The organism is Streptosporangium sp. NPDC020145 (genome assembly GCF_040631275.1).
Lineage (GTDB): Bacteria > Actinomycetota > Actinomycetes > Streptosporangiales > Streptosporangiaceae > Streptosporangium.
In genome coordinates this window covers 65,245-82,473 of record NZ_JBEXZT010000010.1, presented here as the reverse complement: position 1 = coordinate 82,473, position 17,229 = coordinate 65,245, and the positions used below count along the sequence as shown (strand labels likewise).

General features: G+C 71.0%; 14 protein-coding genes. 2 read left to right on the top strand and 12 right to left on the bottom strand.

All coding sequences use genetic code 11. From position 1 onward, the window contains the following. Window positions 1–57: 57 nt before the first annotated feature. A complete protein-coding gene (locus ABZ463_RS20160) occupies window positions 58–1,875 on the bottom strand; it encodes a non-ribosomal peptide synthetase (RefSeq protein WP_362777843.1) in 1,818 nt (605 codons plus the stop codon). 1,111 nt (window positions 1,876–2,986) lie between these two features. Here ABZ463_RS20160 and ABZ463_RS20155 point away from each other — a divergent pair. Both ABZ463_RS20155 and ABZ463_RS20150 read left to right on the top strand, forming a co-directional pair. Beyond that, a complete protein-coding gene (locus ABZ463_RS20155; protein ID WP_352011054.1) occupies window positions 2,987–3,949 on the top strand; it encodes a hypothetical protein in 963 nt (320 codons plus the stop codon). After that, window positions 3,946–5,385: an MFS transporter gene (locus ABZ463_RS20150; RefSeq protein ID WP_362777840.1), complete on the top strand. Its 1,440-nt coding sequence runs from the start codon at window positions 3,946–3,948 to the stop codon at window positions 5,383–5,385. The genes ABZ463_RS20155 and ABZ463_RS20150 overlap by 4 nt, the downstream gene beginning before the upstream one ends. On the opposite strand, the gene ABZ463_RS20145 is transcribed toward ABZ463_RS20150, so the two are convergent. The 11 genes from ABZ463_RS20145 to ABZ463_RS20095 all read right to left on the bottom strand — a co-directional run bounded on the left by ABZ463_RS20145 (window position 5,376) and on the right by ABZ463_RS20095 (window position 16,913). Next, window positions 5,376–6,368, bottom strand: a complete 993-nt coding sequence (locus tag ABZ463_RS20145; RefSeq protein WP_352011056.1) for a LacI family DNA-binding transcriptional regulator — start codon at window positions 6,366–6,368, stop codon at window positions 5,376–5,378. The two genes, ABZ463_RS20150 and ABZ463_RS20145, sit on opposite strands and share 10 nt — an antisense overlap. A 179-nt stretch (window positions 6,369–6,547) precedes the next feature. Further along, on the bottom strand, window positions 6,548–7,501 hold the full coding sequence (locus ABZ463_RS20140; protein ID WP_362777836.1) for a diiron oxygenase: 954 nt from the start codon (window positions 7,499–7,501) through the stop codon (window positions 6,548–6,550). Continuing rightward, entirely contained in the window at window positions 7,498–7,773 is a 276-nt protein-coding gene (locus tag ABZ463_RS20135) for a PqqD family protein (protein WP_352011058.1), read from the bottom strand. Before ABZ463_RS20135 ends, ABZ463_RS20140 begins: the two co-directional genes overlap by 4 nt. Then, window positions 7,773–8,552: a hypothetical protein gene (locus ABZ463_RS20130; protein WP_362777832.1), complete on the bottom strand. Its 780-nt coding sequence runs from the start codon at window positions 8,550–8,552 to the stop codon at window positions 7,773–7,775. Before ABZ463_RS20130 ends, ABZ463_RS20135 begins: the two co-directional genes overlap by 1 nt. Beyond that, window positions 8,542–10,725 (bottom strand): asparagine synthase (glutamine-hydrolyzing), encoded by a 2,184-nt coding sequence (asnB, locus tag ABZ463_RS20125; protein ID WP_362777830.1) that lies wholly within the window; start codon window positions 10,723–10,725, stop codon window positions 8,542–8,544. The genes ABZ463_RS20130 and asnB overlap by 11 nt, the downstream gene beginning before the upstream one ends. Before the next feature lie 31 nt (window positions 10,726–10,756). Further along, complete coding sequence (locus ABZ463_RS20120) at window positions 10,757–10,900, bottom strand: hypothetical protein (protein WP_352011061.1); 144 nt, start codon at window positions 10,898–10,900, stop codon at window positions 10,757–10,759. Between the two features lie 54 nt (window positions 10,901–10,954). Then, window positions 10,955–12,721 carry a prolyl oligopeptidase family serine peptidase gene (locus tag ABZ463_RS20115; protein WP_362777826.1) on the bottom strand — a complete coding sequence of 589 codons (1,767 nt, stop codon included), beginning with the start codon at window positions 12,719–12,721 and terminating at the stop codon, window positions 10,955–10,957. Beyond that, complete coding sequence (locus ABZ463_RS20110) at window positions 12,718–13,239, bottom strand: DinB family protein (RefSeq protein ID WP_362777824.1); 522 nt, start codon at window positions 13,237–13,239, stop codon at window positions 12,718–12,720. Before ABZ463_RS20110 ends, ABZ463_RS20115 begins: the two co-directional genes overlap by 4 nt. Before the next feature lie 25 nt (window positions 13,240–13,264). Continuing rightward, a complete protein-coding gene (locus ABZ463_RS20105; RefSeq protein WP_352011064.1) occupies window positions 13,265–14,293 on the bottom strand; it encodes a winged helix-turn-helix domain-containing protein in 1,029 nt (342 codons plus the stop codon). Next, window positions 14,293–15,474 (bottom strand): adenylosuccinate synthetase, encoded by a 1,182-nt coding sequence (locus tag ABZ463_RS20100; RefSeq protein ID WP_362777822.1) that lies wholly within the window; start codon window positions 15,472–15,474, stop codon window positions 14,293–14,295. Before ABZ463_RS20100 ends, ABZ463_RS20105 begins: the two co-directional genes overlap by 1 nt. 11 nt (window positions 15,475–15,485) lie before the next feature. After that, complete coding sequence (locus tag ABZ463_RS20095) at window positions 15,486–16,913, bottom strand: radical SAM protein (RefSeq protein WP_352011066.1); 1,428 nt, start codon at window positions 16,911–16,913, stop codon at window positions 15,486–15,488. Window positions 16,914–17,229: the final 316 nt, after the last annotated feature.

Here is a 17,229-nt window from a genome sequence, read left to right as displayed (position 1 = left end):
ACAGCGGTTCGGGCAGCGGTTCAGGCAGGGGGCTCGTCGAAAAGCTCGTCAGGGGGCTCATCTGTCCTCACCCGCCGTCGCGTCGACCGCCGCCGCCAGTTCGTGCAGCACCTCGTGCTCGAAGACGTCCTCGGCGCCGAGCCTGATGCCGCGTTCCCTGGCCCGTGACGCCAGCCGCATCGCGCTGAGCGAGTCGCCCCCGAGGTCGAAGAAGCTGTCCTGCCGCCCGACCTCGTCGAGGTCGAGCACGTCGCACCAGATCTCGGCGAGCACCCGCTCCGCCTCGGTCAGGAAGCCGGTCTCACCTGCGACGCGGGCCGGGAGGGGGCGCCTGGCCAGGGCGTCGCGGTCGAGCTTCCCGTGCGGTGTCAGGGGCAGCCGTTCGACCGTGACGATCGTCTGCGGCACCATGTGGGCGGGCAGCAGAGCGGCCAGACCCTCCCCCGGGTCCTCCGTGAGGCCGTCGGACACGACGTAACCCACCAGCCGGTCGCCCCGCTCGTGCAGGACCACGGCCGCCTCGCGGACCCCGGGCAGGCGGGTCAGCGCCGTCTCGACCTCCCCGAGCTCGATCCGGAAGCCGCGCAGTTTCACCTGGTCGTCGGCCCTGCCGACGAAGACGAGCGCACCGCCGGGCAGCTCGCGGACCAGGTCTCCGGTGGCGTACGCGCGCCCGCCCGGGGTGAACGGGTCGGCGGGGAAGCGCTCCTCGGTCAGTTCGGGTCTTCGCAGGTAGCCGAGCGCGACCCCGGCCCCCGCGACGTACAGCTCGCCGACCGTGCCCGGCGGCACCGGGCGCCGCTCGGCGTCCAGGACATGGGTCCGCAGGCCGGGCAACGGCCTGCCGATCGGCGGGTCCTGGCCTCCGACCACGTCGGCGGGGTCGAGTTCGGCCCAGGTGGCGACCACCGTCGTCTCCGTCGGCCCGTAGAGGTTGTACACGGCGAACGGCAGGCCGAACGGCGGGTGGCGGCGCAGCCTCTCCCCGCCCAGGAGCAGGACACGGGGCGCGTGGCCGTACAGGTCCCAGGGCTGGTCGAACATCTCGACGGCCAGCACCGTGGTCAGGAAGCACACGGTGATCCGTTCCCGGGCGAGCCACTCGGCGAAGTCGGCCGGGGAGTCCGGCAGCCGCCCCTCGACCAGGCGCAACGTCGCGCCCCACGCCAGGCAGGGCCACACCTCAAGCGCCCAGGCGTCGAACGAGGGGCGGGCGAACTGGGTGATCCGGTCCTCGGGGCCCACGCCGAACGCCTGGCCGTACCAGGAGACCAGGTTGGACAGCCCGCCGTGCGCCACCATGACGCCCTTCGGCGTGCCCGAGGAACCGGAGGTGTAGGTGACGTAGCAGACGTCGCCGGCCGTCACCTCCGGGAGCGGGCCCGCCCCAAGGGACGGGCCTCTCTCCGGGGACGGGCTCACCGGCGGGAGGGGGCTCGCCTCCGGGGGCAGGCTCACCGGCGCGTCGGCGGCGAGCAGTTCCTCAACGGCCAGCACCTTGGCCGGTCCCCCGCCGAGCCGCCCGGCCGTGGCCGCGCGGGTGACGACGAGAGGGGCTCCGGAGTCGGCGACGATCGCGCCGAGCCTGGCGTCCGGTTCGTCCACGTCGACGCCCACGTAGGCGCCCCCGGCGAACAGCACCGCGAGGGCGGCGACGACCAGCTCCGCGGAGCGTTCGACGACCAGGGGGACCAGCGTGCCCCGCTCGACGCCGTGGGAACGCAGCACGCTCGCCATCCGGCCCGCCCGTTCGACCAGCTCGCCGTAGGTCAGCTCGGTACCGGCGGACACGATCGCCGGGTGGTCAGGACGCGCCCGCGCCCAGCGCGCGACAAGAGCGGGAACCGCGGCACCGACCGTCATCGGTTCGTTCATCGTTCCGCCTCCGAGGCATACGAAAAGAAAGGGCGTGACTCACGTGGAAATGGCTCCGCCGAACCGACGCCTTTTGTTTCCACCGTTTGTTCGGGATTTCCGAAAAACGCCGCGCGGCACCCGCCGCACGGCCGCATCGGCGCAGGCGGAGTACGACCGGCCGCTCTGCGATGTCCCTTTCCTCGTGCGGAGGCGGCCGGGTCCGAGCGCGGGATACTTCGTCAACCGGCTCGAATCATATGCACCGGGCAATTCCGGGAGAAGGGCCTCAGAAAACTGAGCATTCTACGATAAAAGGCCAGCGAAGGGAGGGGTGTGTCTGGATGATCGGGCCTTCACCCAGGGGCTCGTCGCGGCCCGGATCCGCCGGGGAGCCTCGGGTCCTCCGCCCCGTGGAGGGACCCCCGGGCGGTGCGACGGTCGCGACGAACAGGTACCACTCGGGGGCGAACGGACTCAGCGGCGCCCTGGGACGGGGCCGTACTCGTCGCGTACCGCCGTTTCCGGACCCGTGCACCGCGAAGCCTGGGGAGCCCCGGGAGTCCGGCGATTCGGCGGGGACCGAAAGAGTTGCCCGGCGATCTCCGGCGCCACGAAGGTTGGGCAGGGAACCGTATCGGCCGGAGGGCCGGAAGAGAAATCGCTGCGGCAACGGATTCAGAACGTCCTTCCCGTGGGCGGTCGCCTGTGGAAGAGGACGGCGGCCGGAAAACCCACGGCCCCGGGGAGACGGTTCCTGATAAAGACGGCCTTGTTTCGCGAGAAACACCGCCGCGACGGTCAGGAAGGGGGTGATCGGCCATGGGTGAGTCTCCGATGATTACCATCTCCACCAGGATGGAGTAGTCCTCCACAACGGGAGACGGTTGAGTTTCCCCAGCTTGACTGGGTGCGCGTGCCCTCTGACCGAGTGCTCGCGCACCCAGCCGCCCGGTCGCCGGGTCTCCACGACATGTCCGGCGACGATTCAGAAAAGCTGCCCGGTGACAGTTCTGGAAACCGTCCAGCGAGAGCCTCGGAAAGCGTCGGAAAGCTTATGACCACCCCCATGTCGAATGACGTCCTCGCGCGAGGGCGACGCGCCGCCGAATGGCTCGCGAAGGAACATCCCGTGTCCCGGATCTACCTCGGTGGCGCGCCGACGGCAGGGCTTGGTTCCCCGATGTCGGACATCGATCTGTTCGTCGTCAGGGCCGACTGCGAATCGCTTCCCCCGGCGCAGCTCGAATTCGAGGGCGAGCGCGCGGACGTGGAGTACCTGGATCTCGAACAACTGCGCCGGGACGTGCAGGAGAGCACGGTCTTCCGGGTGACGAACACCGACTTCAGCCAGACCGCGCGGTTCAGCCGTAACCGGCTGGACGTTCTCACCCGTTTCCTGCTCGGCGAGGTCGTCGTCGACGACGGTGAACTCGCCGCGTTGCGGCAACGCCTGGCCGACAACATGCCGGACTACAAACGGCTCCTCATGACGCGGCACGCGATCGACGCGCACAATCTCAACGAGGACATCTGCGGCGCCATTCTCAACGGGGACGCGCCCGCCATGAGGTATCTCTCCCAGGAGTACCTGCACCGCGCCACCGAGGCCTACCTGTGCATGCGGGACGACCTCTACGTGAACACCAAGTGGGTCTGGGCCCGCTGGAGGCGTTCGGCGAGCGAGCTGCTGAAGGCCTCGCTCACCGAGGTGATCGACCACGCGTACACGGCCGAGGACGACGCCGTCGGCAGGAACCGCTTCCTCGCGCAGGACCTGCTGGTGATGGCGGCGACCGGCCTGGAGTACGTGCCGGTGCTCGGCGCCGTGCCCGGGCACCACTCCCGGCGTATCGACGTGAGCGTGATCCCGATGAAGGGCAGCGGTGTCCTCATCGAGTCGGTACGCGGGGAGTCCGTGCTGCTCAGCTGGCAGGGCGCCCTGTTGTGGGGCATCTCCCACGGCCGCCCCAAGGAGGAGGCCGTACACCTGATGGGGGGCGTGCTCGCCTCGGCCGGGCTCCAGGTCGGCGAGGACGAGATCGCCGCCTACCACGCCTCGCTCGTCGACGTCGGCGTCATCGGCCTGCCATGAAGGACCCGGCCACGGAAGGCCCCGCTACGAAGGACCCCGCTGCGGAAGGCCGGGCTGTGGAAGACCCGGCCGTTGGAGGCTCGGCCGGGAAGGATTCGGCCGCGGAAAACTCGGCCGGGAAAGGGCCGGCCGTAGGAAGCCCGGCCGCGGAAAACCTGACGGGGAAAGGCTCGGCTGGGAAAGGCCCGCTCCGCGACGCGAACTTCCTCAGGTTCTGGACCGCGGTCACCGTCTCGGGAATCGGCTCCCAGGTCACGCTGATGGCCCTGCCCCTGACCGCCCTGATGGTCCTGCACGCCGACCCCGTACAGCTCGGCCTGCTGACCGGCCTACAGTACGTCCCCGCGGTCGTCGTCCTGCCCTTCGCCGGGGTCGTCGCCGACCACTGGCCGGCCAAGCTGGTGAACGCCGGGTGCGACCTGGCCCGAGGACTGATCCTGCTCACCGTGCCGATCGTCACGGCGACCGGCGTGCTGAGTCTGGGCTGGCTGTACGGCCTGGGCCTGGCCATGGGCGTGTTCAAGGCCCTCGGCGACGTGGCGCACCACTCCATGCTTCCCCGGCTGGTCGGTGAGGAGCAGCTCGTCCCCGGCAACGCCGCGGTCAGCACGAGCTACTCCGTCATCGACGTGGCCGGTCCCGGGCTCGCGGGGCTGATCGTCCAGCTGCTCGGCGCGCCGTACGCCCTCCTGGTCGACGCGGTGTCCTACCTGCTGTCGGCCTCCCTGCTGTCCACGCTGAAGCTCAGGTTCTCCGGGCGGAAGGGGCCGCAGCGGCTCCGCTGGGGGACGGCGATCACCGAGGGGTTCCGGTACTTCGTCAAGGATCGGCGGGTTCTCGCCTTCGGGGTGGCCAGCGGCCTCGGCAACATGTGCATCCAGGCGTTCGACGTGACGATCCTCATCTATGTGGTCCAGCACCTCGCCCTGACGCCCGCGCTGCTCGGGGTGGTCGTGGCCGCGGGTGCCGTGGGCGGCATCGCCGGTTCCGCCTTCGCCGCCTACGTCCACAACAGGTTCCCCGCGGGGCCGACCATCTTCGCGGCCCAGGTCATGAGCGGGATCGGGGTGATGGCCGCGGCCTCGGCCACGCTCCTCGACGCCACGGCGCCGCGTGTCGCCGTACTGGTGGCCTGCATGTTCGTCAGCACGTTCGCGCTGGCCGTGTACAACGTCCACGCCATCAGCGCCCGGCAGGCGATCGTCCGTCCCGAGCTGATGGGGCGGGTGACGGCGAGCTACCGGTTGATCTCGCACGGGGCCATTCCCCTGGGGGCGCTGGCCGGAGGGGTGGCGGCGCAGTCTCTCGGCAGCGCGACCACCGTGCTCCTCACCGGGACGATCCAGGCGCTCCTGCCGGTCGCCTTCCTCCTCACCTCGTTCGGGATCATCTACCGTGATCCCGGTCTCACGGGGGCTCGCGAACGTCAGGCCTGACGGGGCGGGGCGGTGGACTGCCGTACGACCAGGGAGCTCCGCAGCACGGCGGGGCTCGGCTGCCTGGCGGCGAGCCGGTCGTGCAGCGCCTGGGCACCGGCCGCCCCCAGCTCGGTGACCGGGATGTTCACCGTCGTCAGCGCCGGGTGGAGGACGTCGCTGATCGGAAGGTTGTTGTAGCCGATCACCGACAGGTCGTTCGGGACGTCGAGACCGAGGCTCCGCGCGGCGGCGAACACCACGACGGCCAGGTTGTCGTCCTCGCAGACCACCGCCGTGGGGGCCGGGTCAGAACGCAGTAGTTCCAGGGCCGCCCGCTGGGCGTCCACGGGGTCGAAGGTCGTGCCGACCACCGTGAGGCTCGCCCCCGGGCGGTGCCTGACCACCGCGCGCAGGGAGCGCAGCCTGGTCGTCAGCATCCAGGCGCCGCGCCGGTCCACGTGCAGGTAGCCGATCCTGTGGTGACCGAGGTCCAGCAGGTGGCGCGCGGCCTCGCGGCTGCCCACGGCGATGTCCACGTTGACCGCGTCGGGGTACAGCCGGGGGTCGCAGTCCAGCGGCACCATCGGCACGACGCCCTGCGGGCGGATGGCCTCCGTCCCCACGTCGCCGTAGACCAGCATCCCGTCGATGGCCTGCTGCGGTATCGGGAGTAGTCGCTCGTGCCTGTCGGTGCCCATGGGATAGACCAGGACGGTCGTCTCGTGCTGGTTGGCGACCTGGGTCGCCCCCACGTGCAGGTTGGCGAAGAAGGTGTTGGTGATCGCGGGAACGATCAGCAGCACCGTGCCGGTTCGCTCAAGTCGCAGGCTCCGCGCCGTCAGATCCGGCTGGTAGTCCATCTCCGCGGTGATGCGCCTGATCCTGGCCGCGGTCTCCTTCGAGACCCGGCCCGGCCACTTCCCGGTGAGGACGAGGGAGACCGTCGACTGTGAGACCCCGGCTGCCTGAGCCACATCCCTGCTGGTGATGCGCGCTTTCACCGGCCTAAGCATGTCTAATCACCCTATGTGTTCGTCATGGCGCACAGACAGATCGCGTTCTTCCCCGTGACCCGTGACCCCGTACACCGCTGCCACTCGATGCTCTGTGATCCGATGCCAGGACAAGTATTCCATCCAGGCATTCCCCATCGGATCGAAGGGGAAAAAGAGGCGCGCTCTCACCCGTCCCGGACGTTGTTCAGGAGCCCGGCCGAGACGAACGCCTCCATGGTCGCGCCGTCGTCGAGCGCTCCCGCCTCCTCGAAATACCGTACGACGGTCCGCGCCCTCGACGCGGTGTCCCGGGCCGTCCATTCCGCCGAGAGCGACTCGGCCGCGACGGTCCTGGCCTCCTCGCGCGACAGCCCCGCCGACCGGGCGACGACGGCCGCCGCCTCACGGTCCGGCTCGACGAACGCCGCGACGATCGCGGGCAGCAGAGGGCCGACGCAGGCGCGCTCCCCGGCGCTCAGCGCGGGCCAGAGCCGCTGGAGCAGGTCACGGAAGTAGGCGTGGTGCCTGCCCTCGTCCTCGGCGTGGTCGCGCACCAGGTCGCGTACGGCCCCCGGCAGCCGCCGGTCCCTGGGGATGTCGGTCAGGACGGTCGAGATGAGCGTCTCGCTGACGACCGCGAACAGCAGCCGTTCCAGCCCCCGGACCCGGGGGTCGAGGCGCCTGCGGACGGCGTCGAGGCGCCGCAGGAAGGCCGGGGTGCCCGCGTCGGCCCACTCGACCCCTGAGCGCGCCTCGACCTGCCTGATCAGGTCGTAGGAGAGCTGGGCGTGCCAGGCCTCGTCCGTCACGATCTTGTAGGCGTCGGCGCGCATCCGCTCCGGGAGGTCCAGCCCGGAGCGCCCCCTGGCGATCCTGGCCGCGACGGGGATGATCGCGAGCTGTTCCAGTTCAACCGTGAAGTGCAGGTAGTGGTAGAGGTGCTGGGCGAGGGCGTCGTGGACCGCCCGCTCCCCCCGCTCGGCGACCAGCGGATGGCGCAGCACGGGGACGAGCTCCGGGGGGAAGTACAGCGCGTCCGGCGCCGGGGGGTCCATGACGGGCTGCGGCTTGACCCTGACGGCCGCCCGTTCGTCCCAGCGCTCGAAACGGCTGCCGTAGTCCTCCGGCGTGTCTCTCATCTCAACCGCACGAGCCCGCCGTCGGCAAGCGCCGTCATGGTCTCCGCCGTGTCCAGCAGCGCGGTCTCGGCGTCGACCGCGTACTCCCCGGCCAGCAGCAGGGCCAGCTCGCGCAGCGACCTGCGGCCGTCCACGCGCCTCCACAGGAAGCCCGCCGTCTCGGAGAGCTCGAAGACGCTCTCGCCCCAGGCGACGGTGATCGTGCCGCCGACGTTGCGCACCCGGACGTCGAGCCTGGGCACCGGTACGGCCTCGGGGGACAGCTGTTCCATCAGATCACGACCTCCATGGAGATCCGGCGGCACGCCAGTACGACGTCCTCGACCCACGCGGCCGGGTTCGCCGGGTCGTACCCCCGCATGGTCTCGATCGTCCAGTACTCCTCGAAGGGCATGATGGTCTGCTCGACCTGGCGGAACCGGCGTGCCCGCCACTTGGCGCTGTGGCCGAACTCCCCGCACGAGACGTGCAGGGCGTTGACCGCGTAGCCGAAGGCGAGCTTGGCCGAGAGCACGGCGCTCTCCACGTCTCCCGCCTTGAGCTGGCCGACGGCGTCCTCGACGAAGAGGTCCGACAGGTTGAGCGCGCGGCTGACCAGGATCGAGCGGATCGCCGAGGACTCCAGCTGTGTCCTGCGCCCGGCCAGCCACGACTCCCCCGTGACGGACACGGCGCTGCCGAGTCGTTCGAGGAAGTCCATCTCGTGGGAGGTGAGCAGGTCGGCCACGCTGTGGTTGGTGTCGAACTCCTCCCAGGACACCTTGGCGAACATCTGGTCGACCTGGGAGTCGGTCCAGTACTCGATGTCCCACCTGACGCCGTCCACGTGGACGACCTCGACGGGGACGTGGTCGGGGGTCAGCGCGACCGGGGCGAGAGCCGTGCTCGGGGCGGTTCTCTGGGCGGTGGACACGACGTAGACGTCGAGGTCGCTGCCCGAGTTGCCCCAGCCCCTGACCAGGGATCCGGCCAGGTAGACGGCCTGGTGGTCCTCGGGCAGCAGCCCGCGCGCGGCCAGTTCCGCCAGGTGTCCGCTCGGGTCAACCCGCATGGCCCGTCCCCTCCTCGATCAGGTGCAACATCCCGTGTTCGACGGCCTCGGCGACCTGCCGTGCCACCTGGTCCCCCGGCCGCCCGGTCAGTTCGGCGATCTCGGCGACCGAGCGGGCGCCGTCGACGGAGCGCAGCAGGTCCAGCCAGTCGTCGTCCTTCTCCAGCACGTACCGGACGGCGCCGTCCACGGCGACGTACCAGGTCCCCTCGGCCGTGGTGTCCGCGAGCAGGAGGAAGCCGTCCTCCTGCGCGGGCACCGACCCCGGCTCGACGGAGGGCGCGCAGCCGAGGATCTCCTCCGTCCGCGCCTCGTTCTCACCGCCCAAGGCGACGGGGACCGGGCCGGCGGACATGTCCACGACGGGCGGGGGAAGATCGCCGACCATCTGGGACAGCAGCCCCAGGTTCACCAGCCTGAGCAGGATCTCCACCTGGGCCAGGTCGTCCCGTTCCGTCAGCGACCCCAGCAGTCCCCGTACGGCGGGGCCGTCCAGCGCGCCGGAGGCGCCCGGCGCGGCCAGGGCCTCCTCGACGAGCGCCGCCCCGTCCCCGCGCAGCATCCGCAGGAAGACCCGGTGGGTGTGGCGCTGCCCCTCGCCGTAGAAGAAGGGGACCTTCTCCCGGGCGGCGATCCGGTCCGGCAGCACGCCCCGCATGCTCTCCCGCAGGATCGTCTTGTCCCACAGCAGCCGTTTCCTGTGGCTCGGCGGGATGGACAGGACCAGTTCGACCAGGCGGTGGTCGAGGAACGGCACCCGCGCCTCGATGCCGCTGCCCGCGGCCGTACGGTCCTCGTGCCAGCAGTTGTACTGCTGGATCTTGCTGTACTCGGCGGCCAGGTAGGCCCGGTAGGGGTCCTCACGTACGGCGAGCAGCTCCCTGGACAGCAGCGGCACGTCGGTCCGCGTCCACCAGGGCGCCAGGCCGGGGCGGGTCCGCAGGGCGCCGGAGCACGCCATGGAGTCGAGGGTCGCGACGAAGGCGTCCCAGCCGCCTCCCCCGCTGTAGTCCACCGAGTAGCCGCCGTTGAACTCGTCGCTGGCGGCCCCCAGGAGCATGCCCCGCAGCTCCGGCCTGGCCTGTTTGGCGTAGCGGTGCAGTTCGTGCTTGTAGTACTGCTCGGGTCCGCACTGCGGGTGCTCCATCAGCCACAGCAGCCGTTTCCACTCGTCCGGGGAGGGGATCCGGTCGGCCTCGAAGCACACCTGGTGGTTGGGCAGGCCGAGCTTCCCGGCGAGCCAGGAGGCGTGCTCGGCGTCGCCGTTGCGCAGGGTGCTCGCCGACAGCACGGTGAAGGTGTGCAGCCGTCCCGCGTACGGCGTGGCCAGGGCGGTGACGGCCGCCGAGTCGACGCCGCCGCTGAGGAAGACCCCGAGTTCGGCGTCGGCGGTCGCGCACTCGGCCACGGACTCGGCCAGCAGTTCGCCGTAGCGGCGGACGAACTCCTCCTCCGAGGCGTCCGCGTCGGCCGTCGGCAGGGACCAGTACGTGTGCTCGCGGGTCGTCCCGTCGGCCAGGTCGATCTGCACGATCCGGCCCGCGGGGACGCACTCGATCCCGGTGAACCAGGTGGAGGGGACCTCCGCCCGGTGCGGGTACGGCGCGGCGCTGAGCATGGGGTGGGTGAGCGCCTGCTCCCAGTCCAGGGAGCGTGGCGTGGCCGGGTCGGCGAACAGCGCCTTGATCTCCGAGGCGAACACCACGCGCCGGCCGTCACGGTGGTAGTAGAGCGGTTTGATGCCGAACCGGTCGCGAGCCAGGACGAGCCGTCCCCGGCGACGGTCCCACAGCACGATGGCGAACATGCCGCGTACCTCGTCGAGGAAGGCGTCGCCCCGCTCGCGGTACAGGTGCAGGAGGACCTCGCAGTCGGAGCCCCCCTTGAGCCGGGTGCCCGCGGGAAGCCTCGCGGCCAGCTCACGGTGGTTGTAGACCTCGCCGTTGGCGATCAGGACGAGGTCGCCGTCCTCCGTCGAGAGGGGCTGGCCGCCGCTCTCCGGATCGACCAGGGAGAGCCTGGTGAAGGCGAGGCCGACCGGTCCCTGCCGCAGCAGTTCCCGGTCGTCGGGGCCTCGATGGGCGATGATCCGCGCCATCCGTTCCAGGAGCGCGTCCGTCGTGGCGTCCGTGTGGCCGCCGTCGATACGGGCCAGACCGGCCAGACCGCACATGTGCACCTCAGGGGTTGGGGGGAGTCCTTGCTCAGGCGACCACGCGCAGCACCGTGTTGTAGGCGACCTGCTTGGCCTGCGACTTGACGTAGGGCTTCAGGGGCTTGGAGGACTCGGCCGAGCCCTCCTCCTGGGGCTCCTCGGACATGGGCTGCGGTCTGACGTACGGCTTCATGGGTTCTCCCGGGTTCAGGGGTTCCTGGACGGACGGCTGATCGCCATCGTGACCCTAGGTGGCGTCCGCGGGCCCGACAAGGAATTCGGTTCCAGCCGAATGCCCCCACTGACCGGCCAACTTCTCCAGGGCCTCCATGAGGTTGCGGTGGCGGTTCAGCGCCTGTCTGAGGGTGGCGGGGCGGTGGCCGACGCCGGGCTCGACGACGAGTTCCCAGGGCAGGCCGCGTTCGGCCGCCAGCCGTGCGAGGTCCCGGACGTCCCCGAGGCTGGAGATCGGGTCCCGGTCGCCCTGGATGAGGAAGACGGGACCGCTCCCCGGGCAGGCGAGCCGTACCGGGTCCAGGGGGGCGACGGCTCCCTCGGCGGTCAGGTCCCCGAACCTGCGGGTGAACCAGGCCCGGCAGCGGGGGTCCTCCTCGACCATCCTGCGCACGTGGCGCACCAGGTCGACCAGGGGCGAGCAGGCGACCACGCCGGCCGTACCGGGCAGGATGGCGTTGCCGAGCAGCGCGAGGCCGCCGCCGAAGCTGGCGCCGAGCAGGATCGTCCGGTCGCGGGGCACGCCCTTGCGCTCCGCGAACGTCAGGCAGGCCGTCAGGTCCTCCCGCAGGGTCTCCTCCCAGGCGCGCCACGCGCGTCTGGTGTGGGCCGCCCCGTAGCCGGACGATCCGGCGTAGTTCACCGCGAGGACGGCGATCCCGCGTTCCAGGAGTCTCCGGTAGAGCCCGTCGAAGCGGAGCTCGTCCCGTTCGACGATCTCCGGCCCGCCGTGCAGGGAGATCACCACGCCGGTCGGCCCGCCTCCCGGCAGGTGGACGTGGATGGGGGTGGCGCCCTGCCAGCGGTGGCTGGAGACGGCGCCGCCGCCGAGTGGTGGGACGCCTCCCGGCGCGGTGCGCGTTGTCCCGTCCGGTGCCAGCCAGGCCCACACGCCGCCGTTCACGACGGAGGTCAGGCGCAGCCCGACACCCCCGGCGTGGGCGGAGCAGACCCGGATCCGGCCCGGCGGCAGCGGTACGGCCCGCCGGGCGCCGCTCGCCCGGTCGACGACGACCAGGCTGTCGGCGCCCTCGGAGGTGACGACCACGGCGATCGTGTCCGTGCCCGGTCCCAGGAAACGCGCGTCGACCAGGTCTCCCTCGATCCGGAGTTCGTCGGTGACGACGTCCGTGCCCGGCCGCCACGTCACCGGCCTGCCGTCGCGTTCGACGAGCGCCAGGCCGTCGCGGACGTCGAGCCAGCGTCCCTCGACCCGTCTCTCCACGGGGTCGTCAAGGTCCGGATCCAGGGGCCACACGTGGAGCACCGGCCGGTCGGGGGCGTCGTGGAGCTGGGTCACGGCCAGGTTCAGGCCGCCGTCCACGTGGACCGGCGACTCGCCGGGCCACCGGTTCGGGTGGATCCGCCCGGTCCCGCCGGGGAAGGCCTCAAGGATCGCCTGGGCGCCCGTGTCCGTCTCCACGACCAGCGCGACGCCCCGGGTCCCGCCGACCGGCCGTCCCGGCAGGGCGTCGAACGGCGCCCACCCCCGCGCGGCGGCACCCGTCAGGGGGGCCTCCCAGGTGACCGGGTCACCGCGCAGGGGCCGCTGGACGACCCGCAGGGTCGTGCCGTCCCGGTGGACGGACAGGAAGGCGGCCTCGTCCCCGGCGAAGATCGTGACGTCGGCCTCGTCGTCGATCCGGTGCACCGTACCGTCGGGGCCGGTGAGCAGCACGCCCTTCTCGTCCTGGTCGGCCAGCACCGGGCCGCCCGACCAGTCGAGCATCTCGACGTGCCCTTCGGTGAAGACGGTCTCCACCTCGTGGAGCCCGCTCACCACCGGGTGTTGCCCTTCCAGTTCCCGGCGAGCCCGTCGATCTGCTCCCGCAGCACGTCGGCGTGGCCGGTGTGCCGGGCGGTGTCCTCGATGAGGTGGGCCAGCACCCAGCGCATGGTCGGCGTGGCCGGGGCGGTCGGGCGCAGCGTCCGCACGCCGGGTGCGTCCAGGGACGCGCAGCCGTCGATGACGGCGTCCGAGCGGGCGGCGGCGGCGCGGTAGGCCGCGATCACCTCCTCGGCCGTCTCCCCTGGCCTTACCTCCTGGTCGCACAGTTCGGAGGGGAGGTCGACGCCCGCGTACGCCCAGCTCACCCAGCCGAGCTCCATGACCGTCAGGTGTTTGAGCAGCGCGAGCAGGCTCTTGCCCGAGGGAAGGAGTTCCCTGGCGGCCTGTTCGTCGTCGACGCCCGCCGACTTGGCGATCACGGACTCCCGCAGGTAGCGCAGGAAGGCGTGCAGCGTGGTCTTCTCGTCGGCGGTGAGGGACGGCGTCATCAACGGCGTCGTCGGTGGCATGCGGTGGTCCTTCCTGGAACAGGCGTCAGGCGGCCGGGTGCACGGTCTCGTTGTCGAGATACTCCAGCAGCGCCCGACCTGACCGGTTCAGCTCATACATCACACGTACACCGATTCGATGCCGTTGCACCACACCGGCGGCGACCAGAGCCGTCAGGTGTTCCGAGACCGTGCTCGCCGCCAGGCCGAGGGTCGTCGCCAGCACCGAGGTGGTGGTGGGAACCGCCAGCGCCCTGACGATGGCGGCCCTGCCGCGTCCCACCAGGATCGCCAGCCGGTCACCGCGTTCCGGCTCCGCGTCCTGCCTGACCGCCCCCGACGCCCGTCCCCCGGCCAGTACGGCCGAGCCGCGCGCCTGGTAGGCGATCGCCACCTCCTCCTGCGAACCGGTGGCGCACAACGGCGTGCCGCGGGCGAAGAGCAGCGGGACCAGCACCAGCCTGCTCGCGCCCCGGATGTCGCGCCGGGACGCCGAGGAGTCGTTGAGGCTCAGCGTCGGCCGGTCCCAGCGCAGCCGCCCGCCGAGCCTGCCGAGTACGGCCCCGCCGCCCGCGGTGGCCAGCACCCTGGCCTGGAGCAGCACCTCCTGGTCCAGGACGGGCCGCATGGCCGACCAGTACGGCGCGACCGTGGCCGCCCAGTAGTCCTGGAGCAGGTCCGCGTACCAGTCGAGCGCCTCCCGGGGCTCCCTGGCGAACCGGGCGAACGGCTCCGGCGTCCCCGACGGGTGGCGGCGGGCCAGTTCCTCCCTGACCGTCTCCTCGGGTACGGCGCGCAGCGCGGCGAGTTCCTCGTCGATCCCGGCCGCTCCCGGCGGCGGGGCCGGGGTGAGGAAGGCGGGCAGCGGGAGCCCGACCCCGGCGAACCACGCCAGGGCCTCACCCCCGCGTCCCCTGGCGAGCGCCTGCCTGGCGTTCCTGGCCCACACGGTGTACGGCCACGGGCAGGCGTCCCGCCTGCTGAGCAGCGACAGGCTCGCGACCGTCTCCCACAGTGGGCTGATCCCGATCCGCAGGTTGCCGAGTACGGCGTCGCCCACGTCGACTTCGATCATCAGTTCACGACCAGGGCCTGGTCGGGCGACCTCCACAGGTCTTCCTCGTCACCGCGCCACCACCAGTCGTCCAGCCCCGCCCCGCGGCCCGCCGCGACCACCGGGGTGGCGCAGTGCCGCTCGACCTCCGCGAGGTAGGCCGCGATGGGGGGCGCCTCGGCGCCCCCGGACGCGGCGGCGACGTCCTCGGCGCTCCAGCCGGGGAGCATCCGTACCGCGGGGGCCCTGTCCTGGTCGTAGAGCCCGATCGCCGGGAAGCCCGCGAGCACGTCGAACTTGGTCATCACGATCCCGTCCGCCTGGTTGAGGCGGCAGGCGCTGCGCAACCAGCCGATGTCGAGCCAGCCGGTGTCCCGCATCAGGTCGGTCGCGCGGTCGAGTTCCTCGCCGCGTTCCTGCAGTTCGGCGTTGAGCTCGCCGTACAGCCGCGAGGGCAGTTCACCGCCGCCGACCTTGGTGACGTAGGCGGGGGTCACCAGCAGGACGCTCGCGATGTCCCTGGGGCCGACCCCCAGGCCGGTGAGGACCGCCCCGACCGTGGTGTTGCTTGAGGTCACGTAGGGGTAGTCGCCGTGGTCGAGGTCCAGCCTGCTGCCCTGGGCGCCCTCGGCGACCACCCGCGCGCCGTGGTCGAGCCGGTCGCGCAGGTAGGCGACCTCGTCGACACAGCAGTGGCCGATCAGGTCGGCGAACTCCTCGGCGACAGGGCGCAGGTCGGCGGGCAGGCGGTCCCCGCCGGTCAGCAGGTCCTTGACCCGCAGTCCCGTGCGCGCCGCCTTGTCGCGGTAGGCCTGGCCGACGCCCATCCGGGTGCTGCCCACGCCGCTTCCGGCGCTGTCGGCCTCCCGGTGGTCGGCGGTGATGACGTGGGCCCGCAGGGAGACGCGCAGGCGGTCCGTCACGTCGGGGAAGGCGGCGCGCAGCGTCGCCACCTCGTTCAGCAGCATCCTGGGCTCGATGACGCAGCCGCCGCCGACGACGCCGACGGCCCCGCTCAGGATCCCGCTGGGCACCATCCGCAGCACCCACGGCTCGGTACGGCCCGGCGCGAGCACCGAGTGGGCGGCGTTCGGCCCGCCCTGGAAGCGGGCGCACACGTGGGCGTCCCGGCTGAGGGCCGCCGCGATCTTTCCCTTGCCCTCGTCTCCCCAGTGGGCTCCGAGAACGGCGAGTACCGGCATCTCGTCCCCTCTCAGACCGCGGCCGACAGGCCGGAGATGAACGAGGGGTTGCCGAGCAGGCGGGTGGCCCGGGAGTTCTGGTTGTGCAGTTCCCGGTAGAACTCCTCGTCGAGGCGCACGACCTCCGGGGAGTAGAACATCCAGGAGATGATGTCGCGGTACTTGAAGCCGGTCCTGGTGAGCTGCACCCGGTCCCCGGGCAGGCGGGTCAGCAGGCCGAGTTCCTCGGCGGCGAGCAGGACGGGCTCGAACAGGTGGGCGTGCTCGCGGTAGCCGTACCTGTCGAGGTCGTGCAGGTTCAGGTCGAACAGGTCCAGGGCCAGCCGCTTGCGGATCCGCTCGACGTCGTCGTAGACGAACCCGGCCCGGGGGGCGAGGCTGCCGGTGTTGGCGCCCTTGATGTAGTCGCCGACCTCGGCGAGCGTGGGGTTGGCGCTGCCGCCGACGATGTAGTCGACCGTGTTGGTGTAGGTCCGCGCCCCGGCGCCCAGGCCGAGAACGGGGACGCCGTGGAACTGCAGGACCTTCTGGACGTAGCCCCCGCGTCCCGGCTTCTTGTACCGGACGTTGGACTCCTGGACGTATCCCGCCGACAGCAGTTTCTCCTGCGCGTAGTCGTAGCGGTCGTACAGGGCGCCGTTGCGCATGTACCGGTACCTGCCGGTCTTGGAGAACCAGGCGTCCGGGCGGATCGTCAGGAAGTAGGTGCTGATCGTCTCGGGGGCCAGGGAGACCAGTTCGTCGACCGACTCGCGCCAGGACTGGTCGTCCTGTCCGGCGAATCCCATGATCAGGTCGGTGCTGAGGTTGGCGAGGTCCGTCGTCTTGACGATCTCGATCGCCTTGCGGACCGTGCGCTCGTTGGCCTGGCCGCGTCCCGCCTCGCGGATCTCCTGCGGCCGCAGGGACTGGATGCCCATGTTGACCCTGGTCAGGCCGCGTGCGATCAGGTGGCGCAGGGTGTCGGGCCGGTCGACGATGGAGTCGGGCGTCGCCTCGACCGCGACCTCCTCGGTGGTGCTGCGCCAGTTGGGGTAGACCTCGGTCAGCGTGTCGAAGATCTGGTCGAAGTTGCGGCGGTGCAGCAGGCTCGGCGTTCCCCCGCCGATGTAGACCGTCCGTAATCGCCGGTCCCGGATCACCGAGGCGTGCCTGCGGATGTCCGCGCACAGCGCCTCGGTGTAGGCGTCGTACACGTCCGCGTCCTCGGAGATGACGGTGTACAGGTTGCAGAACCCGCATTTGTACCTGCAGAAGGGAACGTGCAGGTAGAGGTTGAGTTCGCGCGTCGGCGAATGGCTCAGGTCCTCTTCCCAGATGGCCTCGACGGCCCGTCCCGGATCCAGCGGGCGGTAGGAGGAACGCACCGGATAGCAGTAGACGAAGGGAGGGATGGCCCCGCCGTCGATGGACCGCTGGAGTTCAGATTTGGTGGACATCTGTGCTCACTCCCAGCTGCAGAGTTATGGGCGGGAGACACGCTTTTTCAGGCGGCCAAAGCACCCATTAGCCCACAAACGGGCTTACAAGTGAGCCTCATCATACGTATGACTTTGGTAGTGTCAAGGACCTATAGTTAAGAAGGTTTACCGTTCGCGAGGGCCGGATCCGCTGGCTCTCCAAGCAGTCACGAGGCCTTGACCTGCGTAAATGTGAAGGGCCTCACGCGGGGCTTGTTTCCGGGCCTCGTCCTCATACTTAATACGTATGATCTGAGTACTTGTGGAACCCGCGTGGGACCACCGAGACCGCCCG

Bases quoted from the DNA above. Each gene is read 5' to 3' on its own strand.
- ABZ463_RS20160 (WP_362777843.1), bottom strand. From the start codon at position 1,875: ATGAACGAACCGATGACGGTCGGTGCCGCGGTTCCCGCTCTTGTCGCG.
- ABZ463_RS20150 (WP_362777840.1), top strand. From the start codon at position 3,946: ATGAAGGACCCGGCCACGGAAGGCCCCGCTACGAAGGACCCCGCTGCG.
- ABZ463_RS20140 (WP_362777836.1), bottom strand. From the start codon at position 7,501: ATGAGAGACACGCCGGAGGACTACGGCAGCCGTTTCGAGCGCTGGGAC.
- ABZ463_RS20135 (WP_352011058.1), bottom strand. From the start codon at position 7,773: ATGGAACAGCTGTCCCCCGAGGCCGTACCGGTGCCCAGGCTCGACGTC.
- ABZ463_RS20130 (WP_362777832.1), bottom strand. From the start codon at position 8,552: ATGCGGGTTGACCCGAGCGGACACCTGGCGGAACTGGCCGCGCGCGGG.
- asnB (WP_362777830.1), bottom strand. From the start codon at position 10,725: ATGTGCGGTCTGGCCGGTCTGGCCCGTATCGACGGCGGCCACACGGAC.
- ABZ463_RS20120 (WP_352011061.1), bottom strand. From the start codon at position 10,900: ATGAAGCCGTACGTCAGACCGCAGCCCATGTCCGAGGAGCCCCAGGAG.
- ABZ463_RS20110 (WP_362777824.1), bottom strand. From the start codon at position 13,239: ATGCCACCGACGACGCCGTTGATGACGCCGTCCCTCACCGCCGACGAG.
- ABZ463_RS20105 (WP_352011064.1), bottom strand. From the start codon at position 14,293: ATGATCGAAGTCGACGTGGGCGACGCCGTACTCGGCAACCTGCGGATC.
- ABZ463_RS20100 (WP_362777822.1), bottom strand. From the start codon at position 15,474: ATGCCGGTACTCGCCGTTCTCGGAGCCCACTGGGGAGACGAGGGCAAG.
- ABZ463_RS20095 (WP_352011066.1), bottom strand. From the start codon at position 16,913: ATGTCCACCAAATCTGAACTCCAGCGGTCCATCGACGGCGGGGCCATC.